This window comes from Burkholderia pseudomultivorans, from assembly GCF_902499075.1.
Taxonomy (GTDB): Bacteria; Pseudomonadota; Gammaproteobacteria; order Burkholderiales; family Burkholderiaceae; genus Burkholderia; species Burkholderia pseudomultivorans.
In genome coordinates this window covers 44,056-62,034 of the sequence record NZ_CABVPP010000031.1, presented here as the reverse complement: position 1 = coordinate 62,034, position 17,979 = coordinate 44,056, and the positions used below count along the sequence as shown (strand labels likewise).

Below are 17,979 nucleotides of genomic sequence, written 5' to 3'. Positions count from 1 at the left end.
GTACGAACCCTGTCCGATCGACCAACGTTGCGCGATTCGCCGCGCGCCGCGCGAGCGGGTTGGTAAAATCGCGGTCATCGCTCCGCCGTCCTCGTTCTCATCATTCATGTCCCGCGCCCTCGAAATTCTCGACGAAGTCTTTGGTTATTCCGCTTTTCGCGGCCAGCAGGGCGAGATCGTCGAGCACGTCGCCGGCGGCGGCGACTGTCTCGTGCTGATGCCGACCGGCGGCGGCAAGTCGCTGTGCTACCAGATTCCGGCGCTGCTGCGCCGCGAGGCCGGGCACGGCGCGGGCATCGTCGTGTCGCCGCTGATCGCGCTGATGCAGGACCAGGTCGCGGCGCTCAGCGAAGTCGGCGTGCGCGCCGCGTACCTGAACTCGACGCTGTCGGGCGCCGAGGCGGCCGCGACCGAGCGCGCGCTGCGCGAAGGCGAGATCGACCTGCTGTACGTCGCGCCCGAACGGCTGATGACGGGGCGCTTCCTCGAGCTCCTCGAGCGCGCGAAGATCGGCCTGTTCGCAATCGACGAAGCGCACTGCGTGTCGCAATGGGGGCACGATTTCCGTCCCGAATACATCCAGCTGTCGGTGCTGCACGAGCGCTTCCCGGCGGTGCCGCGCATCGCGCTGACGGCCACCGCCGATGCGATCACGCGCGACGAGATCATCCATCGTCTCGCGCTCGACGACGCGCGCGTGTTCGTGTCGAGCTTCGACCGCCCGAACATCCGCTACCGGATCGTCGAAAAGGACAATGCGCGCGCGCAGCTGCTCGATTTCATCCGCGCCGAACACACGAACGCCGACGGCACGACCGACGCGGGCGTCGTCTACTGCCTGTCGCGCCGCAAGGTCGAGGAGACGGCCGAATGGCTGAAGGCGCAGGGCGTGCGCGCGCTGCCGTATCACGCGGGGATGGAGTTCGAGGTGCGGCAGAAGCACCAGGAGATGTTCCAGCGCGAGGAAGGCATCGTGATGTGCGCGACGATCGCGTTCGGGATGGGCATCGACAAGCCCGACGTGCGCTTCGTCGCGCACCTCGACCTGCCGAAGAGCGTCGAGGGCTACTACCAGGAAACCGGCCGCGCGGGCCGCGACGGCATGCCCGCGAACGCGTGGATGGCGTACGGCCTCGGCGACGTCGTCCAGCAGCGCAAGATGATCGACGAATCGGACGCCGACGATGCGCACAAGCGCGTGCAGACATCGAAGCTCGACGCGCTGCTCGGCCTGTGCGAGACCATCTCGTGTCGGCGCGTGCGCCTGCTGAACTACTTCGGCGAGGCGAGCCAGCCGTGCGGCAACTGCGACACGTGCCTGGAGCCGCCCGATTCGTGGGACGCGACGCGCGAGGCGCAGATGGCGCTGTCGTGCGTGTTCCGCGCGCAGCGCGCGAGCGGCTTCAATTTCGGCGCGAGCCATCTGATCGAGATCCTGCGCGGCGCGCGCACCGAGAAGGTGCTGCAGCGCGGCCACGATCAGCTCAGCACGTTCGGGATCGGCGCGTCGCTGTCCGAGCCGGAATGGCGTGCGATCTTCCGGCAGCTCGTCGCGTACGGCTATCTGGCCGTCGATCACGGCGGCTTCGGCGCGCTGGTGCTGACCGAGGCCGCGAAGCCGGTGCTGAAGAACGAGGAGAAGGTCACGCTGCGCCGCTACGTGAAGCCGCAGCGCACGCGCCAGTCGTCGAGCCGCGGCGGCACGCGCGTGGATCCGACCGCCGGCATGGGCACGCGCGAACGCGCGCGCTGGGACGCGCTGCGCGCATGGCGCGCGGAAACGGCGAAGTCGGACGGCGTGCCGGCCTACGTGATCTTCCACGACGCGACGCTGGCCGAAATCGCGCGCAATGCGCCGGAGACGATCGACGACCTGCGGCATATCCCCGGCATGGGCGTGCGCAAGCTCGAGCGCTTCGGCGACGAGATCATCGACGTCGTCGAGTCGGCCTGACACAGCTGTTCCGACCCTTCCGGTAAACGGCCCCGGCGCGCGGCAGATCACGCAAGCCGTTGACTTAGTTGGCATTTCCGGAATATCATGCTGGGTTCCGGTATTCGGTGGGCCGAGTCGCGTTCGAAAGTTCGTGTCCGATTCGCCGGTCTGGAAGCCAACTGTGCGCCGATTCTCGCTTTGCCCGAAATCGGTGTGCGGATTTTGTTCAATTTCAGGAATAAACAATGCCAACCATCAACCAACTGGTTCGCAAAGGCCGTGAGTCGGAAACGACGAAGAGCAAGAGCCCGGCCCTGCAGGACTGCCCCCAGCGTCGCGGCGTGTGTACCCGTGTGTACACGACGACGCCGAAGAAGCCGAACTCGGCACTCCGTAAGGTCGCCAAGGTTCGTCTGACGAACGGCTTCGAAGTGATTTCGTACATCGGCGGTGAAGGCCACAACCTGCAGGAACACTCGGTTGTGCTGATCCGCGGCGGTCGTGTGAAGGACTTGCCGGGTGTGCGTTACCACATGGTTCGCGGCTCGCTGGATACCCAGGGCGTCAAGGACCGTAAGCAAGCGCGCTCGAAGTACGGCGCGAAGCGTGCAAAGGCTGCCAAGTAAGCAGTTTTTGATCAGGGATCGCCCCAGGGCGGTCAAGGCGGTGGTGCCGGATTGCCGGTGCTGTCGAGTAAGTGGTCACCCGGCCAAGCTGGTTAGTCGAGAAGATGTGATCGGGTTTGTTGGTGGCCGCGGGGCTGGAAAACAGCTCCAACTGAACAGGTAAAGGAAGAATCATGCCGCGTCGTCGCGAAGTCCCCAAGCGGGAAGTGTTGCCGGATCCGAAGTACGGCAACGTGGATGTAGCCAAGTTCATGAACATGCTGATGCTGTCCGGCAAGAAGTCGGTCGCTGAGCGCATCGTTTATGGTGCTTTCGAACAGATCCAGACCAAGGGTGGCAAGGACCCGCTGGAAGTGTTCACGGTTGCGCTCAACAACGTCAAGCCGGTGGTCGAAGTGAAGAGCCGCCGCGTTGGTGGTGCCAACTATCAAGTTCCGGTCGAAGTGCGCCCGTCGCGTCGTATGGCATTGGCGATGCGCTGGCTGCGTGAGGCTGCGAAGAAGCGCAGCGAGAAGTCGATGGCTCTGCGCCTGGCAGGTGAACTCTCCGAAGCGGCCGAAGGCCGTGGCGGCGCGATGAAGAAGCGCGACGAAGTTCACCGCATGGCGGAAGCCAACCGCGCGTTCTCGCATTTCCGTTTCTAAGCGCCTGGCTGGGCTGTTAGCGGAAATAAATTCCGGGCGGGTGCGCTTTTCAGGCGCCTCGCCCGTTTGTGTTGAGGCGCGATGCATATGACTGCGTCGCGCCAACCCAGTAGAGGATCAAAGTGGCTCGCAAGACTCCCATCGAGCGCTACCGCAATATCGGTATTAGCGCTCACATCGACGCCGGCAAGACGACGACGACCGAGCGCATTCTGTTTTACACCGGTGTGAACCACAAGATCGGTGAAGTCCACGACGGCGCAGCAACGATGGACTGGATGGAGCAGGAACAGGAGCGTGGCATCACGATCACGTCCGCTGCTACCACCGCCTTCTGGAAGGGCATGGGCGGCAACTATCCGGAACACCGCATCAACATCATCGACACCCCGGGCCACGTCGACTTCACGATCGAAGTGGAGCGCTCGATGCGCGTGCTCGACGGCGCATGCATGGTCTACTGCGCAGTGGGCGGCGTGCAGCCGCAGTCGGAAACGGTGTGGCGCCAGGCGAACAAGTACAAGGTGCCCCGTCTCGCGTTCGTCAACAAGATGGACCGTACCGGCGCGAACTTCTTCAAGGTCTACGACCAGCTCCGTCTGCGCCTGAAGGCGAATCCGGTTCCGGTCGTGGTGCCGATCGGCGCGGAAGAAAACTTCAAGGGCGTCGTCGATCTGCTGAAGATGAAGGCGATCATTTGGGACGAGGCGTCGCAAGGCACGAAGTTCGACTACGTCGACATCCCGGCCGAACTCGCCGACACCTGCCAGGAATGGCGTGAAAAGATGGTCGAAGCGGCTGCGGAAGCCAACGAAGACCTGATGAACAAGTACCTGGAAGAAGGCGACCTGCCGGAAGCCGACATCGTCAAGGCGCTGCGCGACCGTACGATCGCGTGCGAAATCCAGCCGATGCTGTGCGGTACCGCGTTCAAGAACAAGGGCGTGCAGCGCATGCTCGACGCCGTGATCGACTTCCTGCCGTCGCCGGTCGACATCCCGCCGGTCAAGGGCGAGCTCGAAAACGGCGAAGAAGCGGAGCGCAAGGCGTCGGACGAAGAGAAGTTCTCGTCGCTCGCGTTCAAGATCATGACCGACCCGTTCGTCGGCCAGCTGATCTTCTTCCGTGTGTACTCGGGCGTCGTCAACTCGGGCGACACGCTGCTGAACTCGACCAAGGGCAAGAAGGAACGCCTCGGCCGTATTCTGCAGATGCACGCGAACCAGCGTGAAGAAATCAAGGAAGTCCGCGCAGGCGACATCGCTGCTGCGGTCGGCCTGAAGGAAGCGACCACCGGCGACACGCTGTGCGATCCGGCACACCCGATCGTGCTCGAGCGCATGGTGTTCCCGGAGCCGGTGATTTCGCAGGCAGTCGAGCCGAAGACCAAGGCCGACCAGGAAAAGATGGGCCTCGCGCTGAACCGTCTCGCGCAGGAAGATCCGTCGTTCCGCGTGCAGACCGACGAAGAGTCGGGCCAGACCATCATTTCGGGCATGGGCGAGCTCCACCTCGAAATTCTGGTCGACCGGATGAAGCGTGAATTCGGCGTGGAAGCGACCGTCGGCAAGCCGCAGGTTGCGTACCGCGAAACGATCCGTTCGACGGCGAAGGACGTCGACGGCAAGTTCGTCAAGCAGTCGGGCGGTCGCGGCCAGTACGGTCACGCGGTCATCACGCTCGAGCCGAACGAGCAGGGCAAGGGCTACGAGTTCTTCGACGAGATCAAGGGTGGTGTGATTCCGCGCGAATACATCCCGGCGGTCGACAAGGGTATCCAGGACACGCTGAAGTCGGGCGTGCTGGCAGGCTTCCCGGTCGTCGACGTGAAGGTCCACCTGACGTTCGGTTCGTACCACGACGTCGACTCGAACGAAAACGCGTTCCGCATGGCCGGTTCGATGGCGTTCAAGGAAGCGATGCGCAAGGCGAACCCGGTCGTGCTCGAGCCGATGATGGCTGTCGAAGTCGAGACGCCGGAAGACTACATGGGCAACGTGATGGGCGACCTGTCGGGCCGTCGCGGCATCGTGCAGGGCATGGAAGACATGGTCGGCGGCGGCAAGATCGTGCGCGCCGAGGTCCCGCTGTCGGAAATGTTCGGCTACTCGACGTCGCTGCGCTCGCTGACGCAAGGTCGTGCAACGTACACGATGGAGTTCAAGCACTACGCCGAAGCTCCGCGTAACGTCGCCGACGCGATCATCAGCGCGAAGTCGAAGTAAATCTGCATCTACCAACTGATTATTTTTTGAAAGAAGAGAATCATGGCAAAAGAGAAGTTTGAGCGGACCAAGCCGCACGTGAACGTTGGTACGATTGGTCACGTTGACCACGGCAAGACGACGCTGACGGCAGCGATCACGACGGTGCTGACGAAGAAGTTCGGCGGCGAGGCGAAGGCGTACGACCAGATCGACGCGGCACCGGAAGAAAAGGCGCGCGGCATCACGATCAACACGGCGCACGTCGAGTACGAAACGGCTAACCGCCACTACGCACACGTCGACTGCCCGGGCCACGCGGACTACGTGAAGAACATGATCACGGGCGCAGCGCAGATGGACGGCGCGATCCTGGTGTGCTCGGCTGCAGACGGCCCGATGCCGCAAACGCGTGAGCACATCCTGCTGGCGCGTCAGGTTGGCGTTCCGTACATCATCGTGTTCCTGAACAAGTGCGACATGGTGGACGACGCTGAACTGCTCGAGCTGGTCGAGATGGAAGTTCGCGAGCTGCTGTCGAAGTACGACTTCCCGGGCGACGACACGCCGATCGTGAAGGGTTCGGCGAAGCTGGCGCTGGAAGGCGACACGGGCGAGCTGGGCGAGGTGGCGATCATGAGCCTGGCCGACGCGCTGGACACGTACATCCCGACGCCGGAGCGCGCGGTTGACGGTGCGTTCCTGATGCCGGTGGAAGACGTGTTCTCGATCTCGGGCCGCGGTACGGTGGTGACGGGTCGTGTCGAGCGCGGCATCATCAAGGTCGGCGAGGAAATCGAAATCGTCGGTATCAAGCCGACGGTGAAGACGACCTGCACGGGCGTTGAAATGTTCCGCAAGCTGCTGGACCAGGGTCAGGCAGGCGACAACGTCGGTATCCTGCTGCGCGGCACGAAGCGTGAAGACGTGGAGCGCGGCCAGGTTCTGGCGAAGCCGGGTTCGATCACGCCGCACACGCACTTCACGGCTGAAGTGTACGTGCTGAGCAAGGACGAAGGCGGCCGTCACACGCCGTTCTTCAACAACTACCGTCCGCAGTTCTACTTCCGTACGACGGACGTGACGGGCTCGATCGAGCTGCCGAAGGACAAGGAAATGGTGATGCCGGGCGACAACGTGTCGATCACGGTGAAGCTGATCGCGCCGATCGCGATGGAAGAAGGTCTGCGCTTCGCAATCCGCGAAGGCGGCCGTACCGTCGGCGCCGGCGTCGTCGCCAAGATCATCGAGTAAGATCGACGATCCGCGGATCCCGTCGGGGTCCGCGTTTCCACGGTAGGCAGTCGTACCGTCCGAAACCGGGCGTCCAGTTTCCGCTGGCGCCCGGTTTCGTTTTTTTGCGTGCCCGCCACGGGGATCGACAAAGCTGCACCACGGTTTCGAAAATTCGTGTAGAATCGCGGGCTTAGCAGTGGAAATACCGTTCGGAACACGGCGCCTCGCTCCCCGCAGGTTCCTGGTTTCGCGTTCTTTTAGTGTCCGGCGATGCAACATCGCCTCGCTCTTTTCAAGGAATCGTCATGCAGCAACAGAAAATCCGCATTCGCCTGAAGGCTTTCGACTATCGTCTGATCGATCAATCGGCAGCCGAAATCGTCGATACCGCGAAGCGGACTGGTGCAATCGTCCGTGGCCCGGTGCCGCTGCCGACGCGCATTCAGCGTTTTGACATCCTGCGTTCGCCGCACGTCAACAAGACGTCGCGCGATCAGCTCGAAATCCGTACCCACCAGCGCCTGATGGACATCGTCGATCCGACCGACAAGACGGTCGACGCGCTGATGAAGCTCGATCTGCCGGCTGGCGTCGACGTGGAGATCAAGCTGCAGTAAGGCTTTCGGCGCCATCCGGCGTGCCGGGTGGCGCTAAGTCTTTGATTGCTTGCAGAAAACGAGGGGCCTTGCTATAATGCTAGGCTTTTCGCGCATTCGCGTAAAAAAGTCGGGTCTTGCGTACCCGGCATTTTGTAAATCAGCCCCGACCAATCGCAGTCGGGAATGGAGAAAACGATGAGCCTTGGACTCGTAGGTCGCAAGGTTGGCATGACCCGTATCTTCACGGCTGAAGGGGATTCGATTCCCGTCACCGTGCTGGACGTGTCGGACAACCGCGTGACGCAGATCAAGACTGTTGAAACCGACGGCTACACGGCCGTTCAGGTTGCATTCGGCTCCCGCCGCGCATCGCGCGTGACGAAGCCGCTGGCAGGTCATCTCGCCAAAGCCGGTGTCGAAGCCGGTGAAATCCTCAAGGAATTCCGCATCGATGCGGCCAAGGCAGCCGAGCTGTCGAATGGCGCCATCGTCGGTCCGGACCTGTTCGAAGTGGGCCAGAAGGTCGACGTGCAAGGCGTGTCGATCGGTAAGGGCTACGCCGGTACCATCAAGCGCTACAACTTCGGTTCGGGTCGTGCATCCCACGGTAACTCGCGCTCGCACAACGTGCCGGGCTCGATCGGTATGGCGCAGGATCCGGGTCGCGTGTTCCCGGGCAAGCGCATGACGGGTCACATGGGTGACGTGACGGTGACGGTGCAGAACCTCGAAATCGCTCGTATCGACGCAGAGCGCAAGCTGCTGCTCGTCAAGGGCGCGATTCCGGGTGCGAAGGGCGGCAAAGTGTTCGTCACGCCGGCCGTGAAGACCAAGGGGGCGAAATAATGGAACTCAAGCTCCTGAACGAAAATGGTCAGGAAGGTGCAGTGGTCAACGCATCGGACGTCGTGTTCGGTCGTGACTACAACGAAGCGCTGATCCACCAGGTCGTCGTCGCTTACCAGGCGAATGCTCGCCAGGGTAACCGCGCGCAGAAGGACCGTGAGCAAGTCAAGCACACGACGAAGAAGCCGTGGCGTCAGAAGGGTACGGGCCGCGCTCGTGCCGGTATGTCGTCGAGCCCGTTGTGGCGTGGCGGTGGTCGTATCTTCCCGAATTCGCCGGAAGAAAACTTCTCGCACAAGGTCAACAAGAAGATGCATCGCGCAGGTCTCTGCTCGATCTTCTCGCAGCTGGCCCGCGAAGGCCGTCTGTCGGTCGTGGAGGACATCCTCCTCGAAGCGCCGAAGACCAAGCTGCTGGCCGACAAGTTCAAGGCCATGGGCCTCGAATCCGTGTTGATCATTACCGACACGGTCGACGAAAACCTGTACCTGGCTTCGCGCAACCTGCCGCACGTGGCAGTTGTCGAGCCGCGCTACGCTGACCCGCTGTCGCTGATCTACTTCAAGAAAGTGCTGGTCACGAAGGCTGCGGTCGCCCAGATCGAGGAGTTGCTGTCATGAGCGAGATTCGCAAGAACGATCATCGTTTGATGCAGGTCCTGCTCGCACCGGTGATTTCCGAAAAGGCGACGCTGGTTGCCGACAAGAACGAGCAAGTCGTGTTCGAAGTCGCGCCGGATGCCACGAAGCAGGAAGTGAAGGCGGCTGTCGAGCTGCTGTTCAAGGTTGAAGTTGATTCCGTCAACGTGCTGGTTCAGAAGGGCAAGCAAAAGCGCTTCGGCCGTTCGATGGGCCGCCGCAAGGACGTGAAGAAGGCATACGTGTGCCTGAAGCCCGGCCAGGAAATCAACTTTGAAGCGGAGGCCAACTAACCATGGCAATCGTCAAAGTCAAGCCGACATCGCCGGGTCGCCGCGCGATGGTCAAGATCGTCAACAAGGACCTGCACAAGGGCAAGCCGCACGCTGCGCTGCTCGACACGCAGAGCTCGAAGGCCGGTCGCAACAACAACGGTCGCATCACGACGCGTCACCAGGGTGGTGGTCACAAGCAGCACTACCGCGTGATCGATTTCCGTCGTACGAAGGACGGCATCCCGGCGAAGGTCGAGCGTCTCGAGTACGACCCGAACCGCAGCGCGAATATCGCGCTGGTGCTGTACGCCGACGGCGAGCGCCGCTACATCATCGCGCCGAAGGGCGTGACGGTTGGCCAGCAGCTCATGTCGGGTTCGGAAGCGCCGATCCGTGCAGGCAACACGCTGCCGATCCGCAACATTCCGGTCGGTACGACGATCCACTGCATCGAGATGCTGCCGGGCAAGGGCGCGCAAATGGCGCGTTCGGCCGGTACGTCGGCCATGCTGCTCGCACGTGAAGGCGTGTACGCGCAGGTTCGTCTGCGCTCGGGCGAAATCCGCCGCGTGCATATCGAATGCCGTGCAACGATCGGTGAAGTCGGCAACGAAGAGCACAGCCTGCGCCAGATCGGCAAGGCCGGTGCGAATCGCTGGCGCGGTATCCGTCCGACGGTGCGTGGCGTGGCAATGAACCCGATCGACCACCCGCACGGTGGTGGTGAAGGCCGTACCGCAGCGGGCCGCGACCCGGTGAGCCCGTGGGGCACGCCGACGAAGGGCTTCCGTACGCGTCGCAACAAGCGCACGACGACGATGATCGTCCAGCGCCGTCACAAGCGTTAAGGAGTAGGCAATGGCACGTTCTGTTAAAAAAGGTCCGTTCTGCGACGCCCATTTGCTGAAGAAAGTTGAGGCGGCTGCAGCTTCGCGTGACAAGAAGCCGATCAAGACCTGGTCGCGTCGCTCGACGATCCTCCCGGATTTCATCGGTCTGACGATCGCCGTTCACAACGGCCGTCAACACGTTCCGGTGTACATCTCGGAAAACATGGTCGGCCACAAGCTTGGCGAGTTCGCACTGACCCGTACGTTCAAGGGTCACGCGGCCGACAAGAAGGCCAAGAAATAAGGGGCTATCAAGATGGAAGTGAAAGCAATTCATCGCGGTGCCCGCATCTCGGCGCAAAAGACGCGCCTTGTGGCTGACCAGATCCGCGGTTTGCCGGTCGACAAGGCGCTGAACGTTCTGACGTTCTCGCCGAAGAAGGCGGCTGGCATCGTGAAGAAGGTCGTGCTGTCGGCGATCGCGAATGCGGAGCACAACGAAGGCGCCGATATCGACGAGCTCAAGATCAAGAGCATCTACGTCGACAAGGCTGCATCGCTCAAGCGGTTCACCGCGCGCGCCAAGGGCCGCGGCAACCGCATTGAGAAGCAATCCTGTCACATCACTGTGACGGTCGGGAATTAAGGAGCCATACGATGGGACAGAAAATTCATCCGACTGGCTTCCGCCTGGCTGTCAGCCGCAATTGGGCTTCGCGCTGGTACGCGAACAACAACAATTTCGCGGCGATGCTGCAGGAAGACATCGGTGTTCGTGAGTACCTGAAGAAGAAGCTGAAGAACGCTTCGGTCGGTCGCGTCGTCATCGAGCGTCCGGCCAAGAATGCGCGCATCACGATTTTCAGCTCGCGTCCAGGCGTCGTCATCGGCAAGAAGGGTGAGGACATCGAACAGCTGAAGACGGAACTGCAACGCCGCATGGGCGTGCCGGTTCACGTCAACATCGAAGAGATCCGCAAGCCGGAAACCGATGCTCAGCTGATCGCCGACTCGATCACGCAACAGCTCGAGCGCCGGATCATGTTCCGTCGTGCGATGAAGCGTGCGATGCAGAACGCGATGCGTCTGGGTGCCCAGGGCATCAAGATCATGAGCGCGGGCCGTCTGAACGGTATCGAAATCGCTCGTACGGAGTGGTATCGCGAAGGTCGCGTGCCGCTTCACACGCTGCGTGCCGATATCGACTACGCGACCTCGGAAGCGAAGACGACCTACGGGATCATCGGCGTCAAGGTGTGGGTGTACAAGGGCGATACCCTTGGCCGCAACGACGCGCCGGTGGTGGAAGAAGTAGCCGAAGACAAGCGTCCGCGTCGCAATGCGCGTCCGGGCGACCGTCGTCCGCGCCGTGACGGCGAAGGCGGCGCTCCGGGTGCTCGTCGTGGCGCACCGCGCCGTGGCGCCGGCAAGCCGGAAGACGGCAAGACTGGAGAATAACGATGCTGCAACCGAAACGCAGGAAGTATCGCAAAGAGCAGAAGGGTCGTAACACCGGCAAGGCGACGCGCGGCAACGCCGTGTCGTTCGGTGAATTCGGCCTGAAGGCGATCGGTCGCGGTCGTTTGACCGCACGTCAGATTGAAGCGGCGCGTCGTGCCATGACGCGTCACATCAAGCGTGGCGGCCGCATCTGGATTCGCATTTTCCCGGACAAGCCGATTTCGCAGAAGCCGGCCGAAGTACGTATGGGTAACGGTAAGGGTAACCCGGAGTACTACGTGGCCGAGATTCAGCCGGGCAAGATGCTGTACGAAATGGACGGCGTATCCGAAGAACTGGCACGTGAAGCGTTCCGTCTGGCTGCAGCGAAGCTGCCGATCCAGACCACGTTCATCGTGCGCCAGCTCGGCGCCTAAGGAGAAAACATGAAGGCTTCCGAACTTCTCCAGAAAGACCAGGCCGCGCTCAATAAAGAGCTGGCGGACCTGCTGAAGGCGCAATTCGGCCTGCGCATGCAACTCGCGACCCAGCAGCTCACGAACACGAGCCAGCTGAAGAAGGTTCGTCGCGACATCGCACGTGTGCGGACCGTCATGACTCAGAAGGCGAACCAGAAATGAACGATAGCGTGAAAACCTCGCTGAAGCGGACGCTGGTCGGTCGGGTCGTCAGCAACAAGATGGACAAGACCGTCACCGTGCTGGTCGAGCACCGCGTCAAGCACCCGATCTACGGCAAGTATGTCGTGCGTTCGAAGAAGTACCACGCGCACGATGAAGCGAACACCTACAACGAAGGCGATCTCGTCGAAATCCAGGAAACCCGTCCTGTTTCGAAGACGAAGGCCTGGTCGGTGGCGCGTCTCGTCGAGGCAGCCCGCGTCATCTAAGCGGGCGGAGCAGTAGAAGTAACAGGCACTTCTCCACGAAGTGCTTGAAATCGCAAAGTTTTTGCTTGCGGGACCAGGATTATTTGTTATAATCCTGGTCTTCCCTCTTTATGGGAGCCCCGTCGCGGGCGAAATTGGTGGGGGAAGCGGACAGGCGCCAGCCTGCTCCGAAAGATTCACCGAATTGCGATGGCGGGTTTCGTTTGCCGTCGCTGCTGTTCCAACCCAAGCAGCCGATTGGCTGACGGGACCAAGACTGACCGAATGCATCATGGTGGTGCATCCGGATTAAGTTGGGAAAGACAAACCATGATCCAGACCGAATCTCGGCTTGAAGTAGCCGACAACACGGGTGCGCGTGAAGTCATGTGCATCAAGGTGCTCGGCGGCTCGAAGCGTCGTTATGCCAGCATTGGCGACATCATCAAGGTGAGCGTCAAAGAGGCAACGCCGCGCGGGCGTGTGAAGAAAGGCGAAATCTACAACGCCGTGGTGGTCCGCACCGCCAAGGGCGTGCGCCGTCAAGACGGCTCGCTGATCAAGTTCGACGGCAACGCCGCTGTGCTTTTGAATAACAAGCTCGAGCCGATCGGCACCCGTATCTTCGGGCCGGTCACGCGTGAGCTGCGTAGCGAACGATTCATGAAGATCGTTTCGCTGGCGCCGGAAGTGCTGTAAGGAGTCGCGATGAACAAGATTCGCAAAGGTGACGAAGTCATCGTCATCGCAGGCAAGGACAAGGGCAAGCGCGGTGTCGTGCTGGCAGTCGCCGCCGACCGCGTGACGGTTGAAGGTATCAACCTCGTCAAGAAGCACGTCAAGCCGAACCCGATGAAGGGTACGACGGGTGGCGTGGAAGCGAAGACGATGCCCCTCCACATTTCGAACGTCGCAGTTGTCGACGCGAACGGCAAGGCGTCGCGTGTTGGCATCAAGGTCGAGGAAGGCAAGAAGGTTCGCTTCCTGAAGACGACCGGTGCTGTACTGAGCGCCTGACGCAGCGGAGTAAAAAATGGCTCGTTTTCAAGAGTTTTACAAAGAAAAGGTTGTGCCCGGTCTGATCGAGAAGTTCGGTTACAAGTCGATCATGGAAGTGCCGCGCCTCACCAAGATCACCCTGAACATGGGTCTTGGCGAAGCCGTCGCCGACAAGAAGGTGATCGAGCACGCCGTCGGCGATCTGGCGAAGATCGCAGGTCAGAAGCCGGTCGTGACGAAGGCTCGCAAGGCAATCGCAGGCTTCAAGATTCGCGAAGGCTACCCGGTCGGTGCGATGGTGACGCTGCGTGGTCAGGCGATGTACGAATTCCTCGACCGTTTCGTGACGGTTGCGCTGCCCCGCGTGCGCGACTTCCGCGGCGTGTCGGGTCGTGCGTTCGATGGCCGTGGCAACTACAACATCGGTGTGAAAGAGCAGATCATTTTCCCCGAAATCGATTACGACAAGATCGACGCGCTGCGTGGGCTGAACATCAGCATCACGACGACCGCGAAGACCGACGACGAAGCGAAGGCACTGCTCGCCAGCTTCAAGTTCCCGTTCAGAAACTGAGGTTACCGTGGCTAAACTGGCACTGATCGAACGTGAAAAGAAGCGCGCCCGCCTGGTCGCGAAGTTCGCAGCAAAGCGCGAAGCGCTGAAGGCGATCATCGAAGACCAAAGCAAGTCGGAAGAAGAGCGCTACGAAGCACGCCTGGAGCTGCAGCAACTGCCCCGCAACGCAAACCCGACCCGCCAGCGCAACCGCTGCGCGATCACGGGTCGTCCGCGTGGCACGTTCCGCAAATTCGGCCTCGCGCGCAACAAGATTCGTGAAATCGCATTCCGTGGCGAGATTCCTGGCCTGACCAAGGCGAGCTGGTAATAGGAGAAACGTAAATGAGCATGAGTGATCCTATCGCCGATATGCTGACTCGCATCCGCAACGCGCAGATGGTCGAGAAGGTATCGGTCGCGATGCCCTCGTCGAAGGTCAAGGTTGCAATCGCACAAGTCCTGAAGGACGAAGGTTATATCGACGACTTCGCGGTGAAGAGCGAAGGCGCGAAGGCAGAGCTGAACATCGCGCTGAAGTACTACGCTGGCCGTCCGGTCATCGAGCGCCTCGAGCGCGTGTCGAAGCCGGGCCTGCGCGTGTACCGCGGCCGCAACGACATTCCGCAGGTCATGAACGGCCTCGGTGTGGCAATCGTGTCGACGCCGAAGGGCGTGATGACCGACCGCAAGGCGCGCGCTACGGGCGTCGGCGGCGAAGTCATCTGCTACGTCGCTTAACCGAAAGGAGAGAGAAACATGTCTCGAGTAGGTAAGAGCCCGATCGCGCTGCAAGGCGCGGAAGTCAAGCTGGCCGACGGTACGATTACCGTCAAGGGCCCGCTGGGCACGATCACGCAAGCGGTCAACCCGCTCGTGAACGTGGCGAACAACGACGGCACGCTGAATCTGTCGCCGGCGGACGAAAGCCGCGAAGCAAATGCAATGTCGGGCACGATGCGAGCGATTATCGCGAATGCCGTGCACGGCGTGACCAAGGGTTTCGAGCGCAAGCTGACGCTGGTTGGCGTCGGTTATCGTGCGCAAGCGCAAGGCGACAAGCTGAACCTGTCGCTGGGTTTCTCGCACCCGGTGGTGCACCAGATGCCGGAAGGCGTCAAGGCAGAAACCCCGACGCAAACCGAAATCGTGATCAAGGGGATCAACAAGCAACAAGTCGGTCAAGTGGCTGCGGAAGTCCGCGGTTACCGTCCGCCGGAGCCGTACAAGGGCAAGGGCGTGCGCTATTCCGACGAGGTTGTGATCCTCAAAGAAACGAAGAAGAAGTAAGGGTGCGCAATCATGGATAAGACTCAATCTCGCCTGCGCCGCGCTCGCCAGACGCGTATCAAGATCGCCGAGCTGCAGGTCGCGCGTCTCGCCGTGCATCGCACGAACACGCACATCTACGCTCAAGTGTTTTCGCCGTGCGGCACCAAGGTGCTGGCAAGCGCGTCGACGCTGGAAGCCGAAGTGCGTGCAGAGCTCGCAGACAAGTCGGGCAAGGGTGGCAACGTCGCCGCCGCGACGCTGATCGGCAAGCGTATTGCCGAGAAGGCCAAGGCCGCCGGCATCGAATCCGTCGCCTTCGACCGCTCGGGCTTCCGCTACCACGGCCGCGTGAAGGCGCTGGCTGAGGCAGCTCGTGAAGCTGGGCTCAAGTTCTAAGGAAGGAATTCGTCATGGCAAAGATGCAAGCGAAAGTTCAGGCTGACGAGCGCGACGACGGCCTTCGCGAAAAGATGATTTCGGTCAATCGCGTGACCAAGGTCGTGAAGGGTGGCCGTATTCTCGGCTTCGCCGCACTGACCGTGGTCGGCGACGGTGATGGCCGCGTCGGTATGGGCAAGGGCAAGGCGAAGGAAGTGCCGGTCGCTGTCCAGAAGGCGATGGAACAAGCACGCCGCAACATGTTCAAGGTGCCGCTGAAGAACGGCACGCTGCAGCACGAAGTGCACGGCAAGCACGGCGCATCGTCGGTCCTCCTCGCTCCGGCGAAGGACGGTACGGGCGTGATCGCCGGCGGCCCGATGCGCGCAGTGTTCGACGTGATGGGCGTTCAGAACGTCGTGGCGAAGAGCCACGGTTCGACGAACCCGTACAACCTCGTCCGTGCGACGCTGGACGGTCTGCGCAAGCAGTCCACCCCGGCAGACATCGCGGCGAAGCGCGGCAAGTCCGTCGAAGAAATTTTGGGCTAAGCCCGGGTGGTCACCATGTCTGAAAAAACTGTCAAGGTTCAGCTCGTCAAGAGCCTGATCGGGACCCGCGAATCGCACCGCGCGACCGTGCGTGGCCTGGGCCTGCGCCGACTCAACTCGGTCAGCGAGCTTCAGGACACGCCGGCGGTCCGCGGCATGATCAACAAGGTCTCGTACCTCGTTAAGGTCATCGCGTAAGCGGCCCTACGGATCAAGGAGTTGATATGGAATTGAATAACCTGAAGCCGGCCGCTGGCGCCAAGCACGCCAAGCGTCGCGTCGGCCGCGGCATCGGTTCGGGCCTCGGCAAGACGGCTGGCCGTGGTCACAAGGGTCAGAAATCGCGTTCGGGCGGCTTTCACAAGGTCGGCTTCGAAGGCGGTCAGATGCCGCTGCAACGTCGTCTGCCGAAGCGCGGCTTCACGTCGCTGACGAAGGAATTCGTCGGTGAAGTGCGCCTGGGCGACCTCGAGAAGCTGCCTGTCGATGAAATCGATCTGCTCGCACTGAAGCAAGCCGGCCTGGTCGGCGAGCTGACGAAGAGCGCGAAGATCATCGCCACGGGCGAACTGAAGCGCAAGATCGTCGTGAAGGGTCTCGGCGCCACCAAGGGTGCGCGCGCTGCGATCGAAGCGGCTGGCGGTTCGTTCGCCGAGTGACACGCGTAGCGCGTCGTCACTTGCATTCATCGGAGAAGGTACTTGGCTAACAGCCCGAGTCTTGCAAAACCCGGTCGAAGCACGGCGAAATTCGGCGATCTGCGCCGGCGAGCGATGTTCCTGCTCCTGGCGCTGATCGTCTATCGCATCGGCGCGCACATCCCCGTGCCGGGCATCGATCCGGATCAACTGGCTAAGCTGTTCCAGAGCCAGGCGGGCGGCATCCTTGGCATGTTCAACATGTTCTCGGGTGGCGCACTGTCCCGCTTCACGATCTTCGCGCTGGGGATCATGCCGTACATCTCGGCGTCGATCATCATGCAGCTGCTGGCGATCGTATCGCCGCAGCTCGAAGCGCTGAAGAAGGAAGGGCAGGCAGGGCAGCGGAAGATCACGCAGTACACGCGGTATTTCACCGTGGTGCTCGCGACCTTCCAGGCATTCGGTATCGCGGCCGCGCTGGAAAACCAGCCTGGTCTCGTGATCGATCCCGGCATGCTGTTCCGGCTGACGACGGTCGTGACGCTGGTCACCGGCACGATGTTCCTGATGTGGCTCGGCGAGCAGATCACCGAGCGAGGTCTGGGCAACGGTATCTCGATCATCATCTTCGGCGGGATCGCAGCAGGGTTCCCGAATGCCGTCGGTGGGTTGTTCGAGCTGGTGCGTACGGGTTCGATGAGCATCATTTCGGCGATCATCATCGTCGTTCTGATTGCCGCGGTGACTTACCTGGTCGTGTTCATCGAACGCGGTCAGCGCAAGATCCTCGTGAACTACGCGAAACGCCAGGTCGGCAACAAGATCTACGGCGGGCAGTCTTCCCACCTGCCGCTGAAGCTGAACATGTCGGGCGTGATTCCGCCGATCTTCGCATCGTCGATCATCCTGTTCCCGGCAACGATTCTCGGCTGGTTCAGCACGGGTCAGCCGTCGGGAAGCTGGATCTCCAACACGTTGCATAACGTCGCGGAGGCGCTGAAGCCGGGCCAGCCGGTCTATGTGCTGCTGTACACGCTGGCAATCGTGTTTTTCTGCTTCTTCTACACCGCACTGGTGTTCAACAGCAGGGAAACTGCGGACAACCTGAAGAAGAGCGGCGCGTTTGTTCCGGGCATCCGTCCGGGCGATCAGACCGCACGATATATCGACCGCATCCTCACGCGTCTGACGCTGGCCGGTGCGATCTACATCGTCTTCGTGTGTCTGCTGCCGGAATTCCTGGTGCTGCGCTGGAACGTGCCGTTTTATTTTGGTGGAACGTCGCTGCTGATCATTGTCGTCGTCACGATGGACTTCATGGCGCAGGTGCAGTCGTACGTTATGTCGCAACAGTATGAGTCGCTGCTCAAGAAGGCCAACTTCAAGGGCGGCAACATCCCAATGCGTTAAAAAGGACTT

At 61.4% G+C, this 17,979-nt stretch carries 27 protein-coding genes; all 27 read left to right on the top strand.

Translation table 11 applies throughout. From position 1 onward, the window contains the following. Positions 1-106: 106 nt before the first annotated feature. The 27 genes from recQ to secY all read left to right on the top strand — a co-directional run bounded on the left by recQ (position 107) and on the right by secY (position 17,970). Positions 107-1,954, top strand: coding sequence for a DNA helicase RecQ (gene recQ, locus BST28156_RS20250; RefSeq protein ID WP_060246290.1), 1,848 nt, complete (start codon positions 107-109; stop codon positions 1,952-1,954). Between the two features lie 227 nt (positions 1,955-2,181). After that, entirely contained in the window at positions 2,182-2,562 is a 381-nt protein-coding gene (gene rpsL, locus BST28156_RS20245) for a 30S ribosomal protein S12 (RefSeq protein WP_009689279.1), read from the top strand. 173 nt (positions 2,563-2,735) lie between these two features. Then, complete coding sequence (rpsG, locus tag BST28156_RS20240; RefSeq protein ID WP_004198359.1) at positions 2,736-3,206, top strand: 30S ribosomal protein S7; 471 nt, start codon at positions 2,736-2,738, stop codon at positions 3,204-3,206. A 122-nt stretch (positions 3,207-3,328) separates the two neighbouring features. Next, positions 3,329-5,431 carry an elongation factor G gene (fusA, locus tag BST28156_RS20235; protein WP_060246289.1) on the top strand — a complete coding sequence of 701 codons (2,103 nt, stop codon included), beginning with the start codon at positions 3,329-3,331 and terminating at the stop codon, positions 5,429-5,431. Positions 5,432-5,473: 42 nt separating this feature from the next. Then, positions 5,474-6,664 carry an elongation factor Tu gene (gene tuf / locus BST28156_RS20230; protein WP_060246288.1) on the top strand — a complete coding sequence of 397 codons (1,191 nt, stop codon included), beginning with the start codon at positions 5,474-5,476 and terminating at the stop codon, positions 6,662-6,664. A 287-nt stretch (positions 6,665-6,951) separates the two neighbouring features. After that, positions 6,952-7,263: a 30S ribosomal protein S10 gene (rpsJ, locus tag BST28156_RS20225; RefSeq protein ID WP_004199280.1), complete on the top strand. Its 312-nt coding sequence runs from the start codon at positions 6,952-6,954 to the stop codon at positions 7,261-7,263. A gap of 177 nt (positions 7,264-7,440) precedes the next feature. Continuing rightward, the gene (gene rplC / locus BST28156_RS20220; protein WP_009687192.1) at positions 7,441-8,091 is read left to right on the top strand and encodes a 50S ribosomal protein L3; all 651 of its coding nucleotides are present in this window, start codon (positions 7,441-7,443) and stop codon (positions 8,089-8,091) included. Further along, positions 8,091-8,711: a 50S ribosomal protein L4 gene (rplD, locus tag BST28156_RS20215; RefSeq protein ID WP_009687193.1), complete on the top strand. Its 621-nt coding sequence runs from the start codon at positions 8,091-8,093 to the stop codon at positions 8,709-8,711. The genes rplC and rplD overlap by 1 nt, the downstream gene beginning before the upstream one ends. Beyond that, positions 8,708-9,022 (top strand): 50S ribosomal protein L23, encoded by a 315-nt coding sequence (gene rplW, locus BST28156_RS20210; protein ID WP_009687194.1) that lies wholly within the window; start codon positions 8,708-8,710, stop codon positions 9,020-9,022. Before rplD ends, rplW begins: the two co-directional genes overlap by 4 nt. 2 nt (positions 9,023-9,024) lie before the next feature. Then, positions 9,025-9,852, top strand: coding sequence for a 50S ribosomal protein L2 (gene rplB / locus BST28156_RS20205; RefSeq protein ID WP_009687195.1), 828 nt, complete (start codon positions 9,025-9,027; stop codon positions 9,850-9,852). A 10-nt stretch (positions 9,853-9,862) separates the two neighbouring features. Continuing rightward, a complete protein-coding gene (gene rpsS, locus BST28156_RS20200) occupies positions 9,863-10,138 on the top strand; it encodes a 30S ribosomal protein S19 (protein ID WP_004199273.1) in 276 nt (91 codons plus the stop codon). Between the two features lie 12 nt (positions 10,139-10,150). Further along, positions 10,151-10,480, top strand: a complete 330-nt coding sequence (gene rplV / locus BST28156_RS20195; RefSeq protein WP_004199272.1) for a 50S ribosomal protein L22 — start codon at positions 10,151-10,153, stop codon at positions 10,478-10,480. 11 nt (positions 10,481-10,491) lie between these two features. Further along, the gene (gene rpsC, locus BST28156_RS20190) at positions 10,492-11,292 is read left to right on the top strand and encodes a 30S ribosomal protein S3 (protein ID WP_009687196.1); all 801 of its coding nucleotides are present in this window, start codon (positions 10,492-10,494) and stop codon (positions 11,290-11,292) included. 2 nt (positions 11,293-11,294) lie between these two features. Then, complete coding sequence (rplP, locus tag BST28156_RS20185) at positions 11,295-11,711, top strand: 50S ribosomal protein L16 (protein WP_006400653.1); 417 nt, start codon at positions 11,295-11,297, stop codon at positions 11,709-11,711. A 9-nt stretch (positions 11,712-11,720) separates the two neighbouring features. Next, positions 11,721-11,915 (top strand): 50S ribosomal protein L29, encoded by a 195-nt coding sequence (rpmC, locus tag BST28156_RS20180; RefSeq protein WP_006400652.1) that lies wholly within the window; start codon positions 11,721-11,723, stop codon positions 11,913-11,915. Next, entirely contained in the window at positions 11,912-12,184 is a 273-nt protein-coding gene (gene rpsQ / locus BST28156_RS20175) for a 30S ribosomal protein S17 (protein WP_009687197.1), read from the top strand. The genes rpmC and rpsQ overlap by 4 nt, the downstream gene beginning before the upstream one ends. A gap of 309 nt (positions 12,185-12,493) precedes the next feature. Then, on the top strand, positions 12,494-12,862 hold the full coding sequence (gene rplN / locus BST28156_RS20170; RefSeq protein ID WP_004197951.1) for a 50S ribosomal protein L14: 369 nt from the start codon (positions 12,494-12,496) through the stop codon (positions 12,860-12,862). Positions 12,863-12,871: 9 nt separating this feature from the next. Beyond that, entirely contained in the window at positions 12,872-13,180 is a 309-nt protein-coding gene (gene rplX / locus BST28156_RS20165) for a 50S ribosomal protein L24 (RefSeq protein WP_006400650.1), read from the top strand. A 16-nt stretch (positions 13,181-13,196) separates the two neighbouring features. Continuing rightward, on the top strand, positions 13,197-13,736 hold the full coding sequence (rplE, locus tag BST28156_RS20160) for a 50S ribosomal protein L5 (RefSeq protein ID WP_009687198.1): 540 nt from the start codon (positions 13,197-13,199) through the stop codon (positions 13,734-13,736). A gap of 7 nt (positions 13,737-13,743) precedes the next feature. Then, on the top strand, positions 13,744-14,049 hold the full coding sequence (rpsN, locus tag BST28156_RS20155; RefSeq protein ID WP_006400648.1) for a 30S ribosomal protein S14: 306 nt from the start codon (positions 13,744-13,746) through the stop codon (positions 14,047-14,049). 14 nt (positions 14,050-14,063) lie between these two features. Continuing rightward, entirely contained in the window at positions 14,064-14,459 is a 396-nt protein-coding gene (gene rpsH / locus BST28156_RS20150) for a 30S ribosomal protein S8 (protein ID WP_009687199.1), read from the top strand. A gap of 18 nt (positions 14,460-14,477) precedes the next feature. Next, positions 14,478-15,008 (top strand): 50S ribosomal protein L6, encoded by a 531-nt coding sequence (gene rplF, locus BST28156_RS20145; protein WP_060246287.1) that lies wholly within the window; start codon positions 14,478-14,480, stop codon positions 15,006-15,008. 12 nt (positions 15,009-15,020) lie between these two features. Further along, positions 15,021-15,386 carry a 50S ribosomal protein L18 gene (gene rplR / locus BST28156_RS20140; protein WP_006400645.1) on the top strand — a complete coding sequence of 122 codons (366 nt, stop codon included), beginning with the start codon at positions 15,021-15,023 and terminating at the stop codon, positions 15,384-15,386. A gap of 14 nt (positions 15,387-15,400) precedes the next feature. Next, a complete protein-coding gene (gene rpsE, locus BST28156_RS20135) occupies positions 15,401-15,919 on the top strand; it encodes a 30S ribosomal protein S5 (RefSeq protein ID WP_009687201.1) in 519 nt (172 codons plus the stop codon). A gap of 15 nt (positions 15,920-15,934) precedes the next feature. Then, complete coding sequence (gene rpmD, locus BST28156_RS20130) at positions 15,935-16,117, top strand: 50S ribosomal protein L30 (protein ID WP_006400644.1); 183 nt, start codon at positions 15,935-15,937, stop codon at positions 16,115-16,117. Between the two features lie 26 nt (positions 16,118-16,143). Further along, positions 16,144-16,578 carry a 50S ribosomal protein L15 gene (rplO, locus tag BST28156_RS20125; RefSeq protein ID WP_006482880.1) on the top strand — a complete coding sequence of 145 codons (435 nt, stop codon included), beginning with the start codon at positions 16,144-16,146 and terminating at the stop codon, positions 16,576-16,578. 42 nt (positions 16,579-16,620) lie between these two features. Continuing rightward, the gene (gene secY / locus BST28156_RS20120; protein ID WP_006400642.1) at positions 16,621-17,970 is read left to right on the top strand and encodes a preprotein translocase subunit SecY; all 1,350 of its coding nucleotides are present in this window, start codon (positions 16,621-16,623) and stop codon (positions 17,968-17,970) included. Positions 17,971-17,979: the final 9 nt, after the last annotated feature.

Excerpts from the sequence above, each read along its gene's own strand:
- recQ (WP_060246290.1), top strand. The coding sequence starts at position 107 with ATGTCCCGCGCCCTCGAAATTCTCGACGAAGTCTTTGGTTATTCCGCT.
- rpsL (WP_009689279.1), top strand. The coding sequence starts at position 2,182 with ATGCCAACCATCAACCAACTGGTTCGCAAAGGCCGTGAGTCGGAAACG.
- rpsG (WP_004198359.1), top strand. The coding sequence starts at position 2,736 with ATGCCGCGTCGTCGCGAAGTCCCCAAGCGGGAAGTGTTGCCGGATCCG.
- tuf (WP_060246288.1), top strand. The coding sequence starts at position 5,474 with ATGGCAAAAGAGAAGTTTGAGCGGACCAAGCCGCACGTGAACGTTGGT.
- rpsJ (WP_004199280.1), top strand. The coding sequence starts at position 6,952 with ATGCAGCAACAGAAAATCCGCATTCGCCTGAAGGCTTTCGACTATCGT.
- rplC (WP_009687192.1), top strand. The coding sequence starts at position 7,441 with ATGAGCCTTGGACTCGTAGGTCGCAAGGTTGGCATGACCCGTATCTTC.
- rplD (WP_009687193.1), top strand. The coding sequence starts at position 8,091 with ATGGAACTCAAGCTCCTGAACGAAAATGGTCAGGAAGGTGCAGTGGTC.
- rplW (WP_009687194.1), top strand. The coding sequence starts at position 8,708 with ATGAGCGAGATTCGCAAGAACGATCATCGTTTGATGCAGGTCCTGCTC.
- rplB (WP_009687195.1), top strand. The coding sequence starts at position 9,025 with ATGGCAATCGTCAAAGTCAAGCCGACATCGCCGGGTCGCCGCGCGATG.
- rpsS (WP_004199273.1), top strand. The coding sequence starts at position 9,863 with ATGGCACGTTCTGTTAAAAAAGGTCCGTTCTGCGACGCCCATTTGCTG.
- rplV (WP_004199272.1), top strand. The coding sequence starts at position 10,151 with ATGGAAGTGAAAGCAATTCATCGCGGTGCCCGCATCTCGGCGCAAAAG.
- rpsC (WP_009687196.1), top strand. The coding sequence starts at position 10,492 with ATGGGACAGAAAATTCATCCGACTGGCTTCCGCCTGGCTGTCAGCCGC.
- rplP (WP_006400653.1), top strand. The coding sequence starts at position 11,295 with ATGCTGCAACCGAAACGCAGGAAGTATCGCAAAGAGCAGAAGGGTCGT.
- rpmC (WP_006400652.1), top strand. The coding sequence starts at position 11,721 with ATGAAGGCTTCCGAACTTCTCCAGAAAGACCAGGCCGCGCTCAATAAA.
- rpsQ (WP_009687197.1), top strand. The coding sequence starts at position 11,912 with ATGAACGATAGCGTGAAAACCTCGCTGAAGCGGACGCTGGTCGGTCGG.
- rplN (WP_004197951.1), top strand. The coding sequence starts at position 12,494 with ATGATCCAGACCGAATCTCGGCTTGAAGTAGCCGACAACACGGGTGCG.
- rplX (WP_006400650.1), top strand. The coding sequence starts at position 12,872 with ATGAACAAGATTCGCAAAGGTGACGAAGTCATCGTCATCGCAGGCAAG.
- rplE (WP_009687198.1), top strand. The coding sequence starts at position 13,197 with ATGGCTCGTTTTCAAGAGTTTTACAAAGAAAAGGTTGTGCCCGGTCTG.
- rpsH (WP_009687199.1), top strand. The coding sequence starts at position 14,064 with ATGAGCATGAGTGATCCTATCGCCGATATGCTGACTCGCATCCGCAAC.
- rplF (WP_060246287.1), top strand. The coding sequence starts at position 14,478 with ATGTCTCGAGTAGGTAAGAGCCCGATCGCGCTGCAAGGCGCGGAAGTC.
- rplR (WP_006400645.1), top strand. The coding sequence starts at position 15,021 with ATGGATAAGACTCAATCTCGCCTGCGCCGCGCTCGCCAGACGCGTATC.
- rpsE (WP_009687201.1), top strand. The coding sequence starts at position 15,401 with ATGGCAAAGATGCAAGCGAAAGTTCAGGCTGACGAGCGCGACGACGGC.
- rpmD (WP_006400644.1), top strand. The coding sequence starts at position 15,935 with ATGTCTGAAAAAACTGTCAAGGTTCAGCTCGTCAAGAGCCTGATCGGG.
- rplO (WP_006482880.1), top strand. The coding sequence starts at position 16,144 with ATGGAATTGAATAACCTGAAGCCGGCCGCTGGCGCCAAGCACGCCAAG.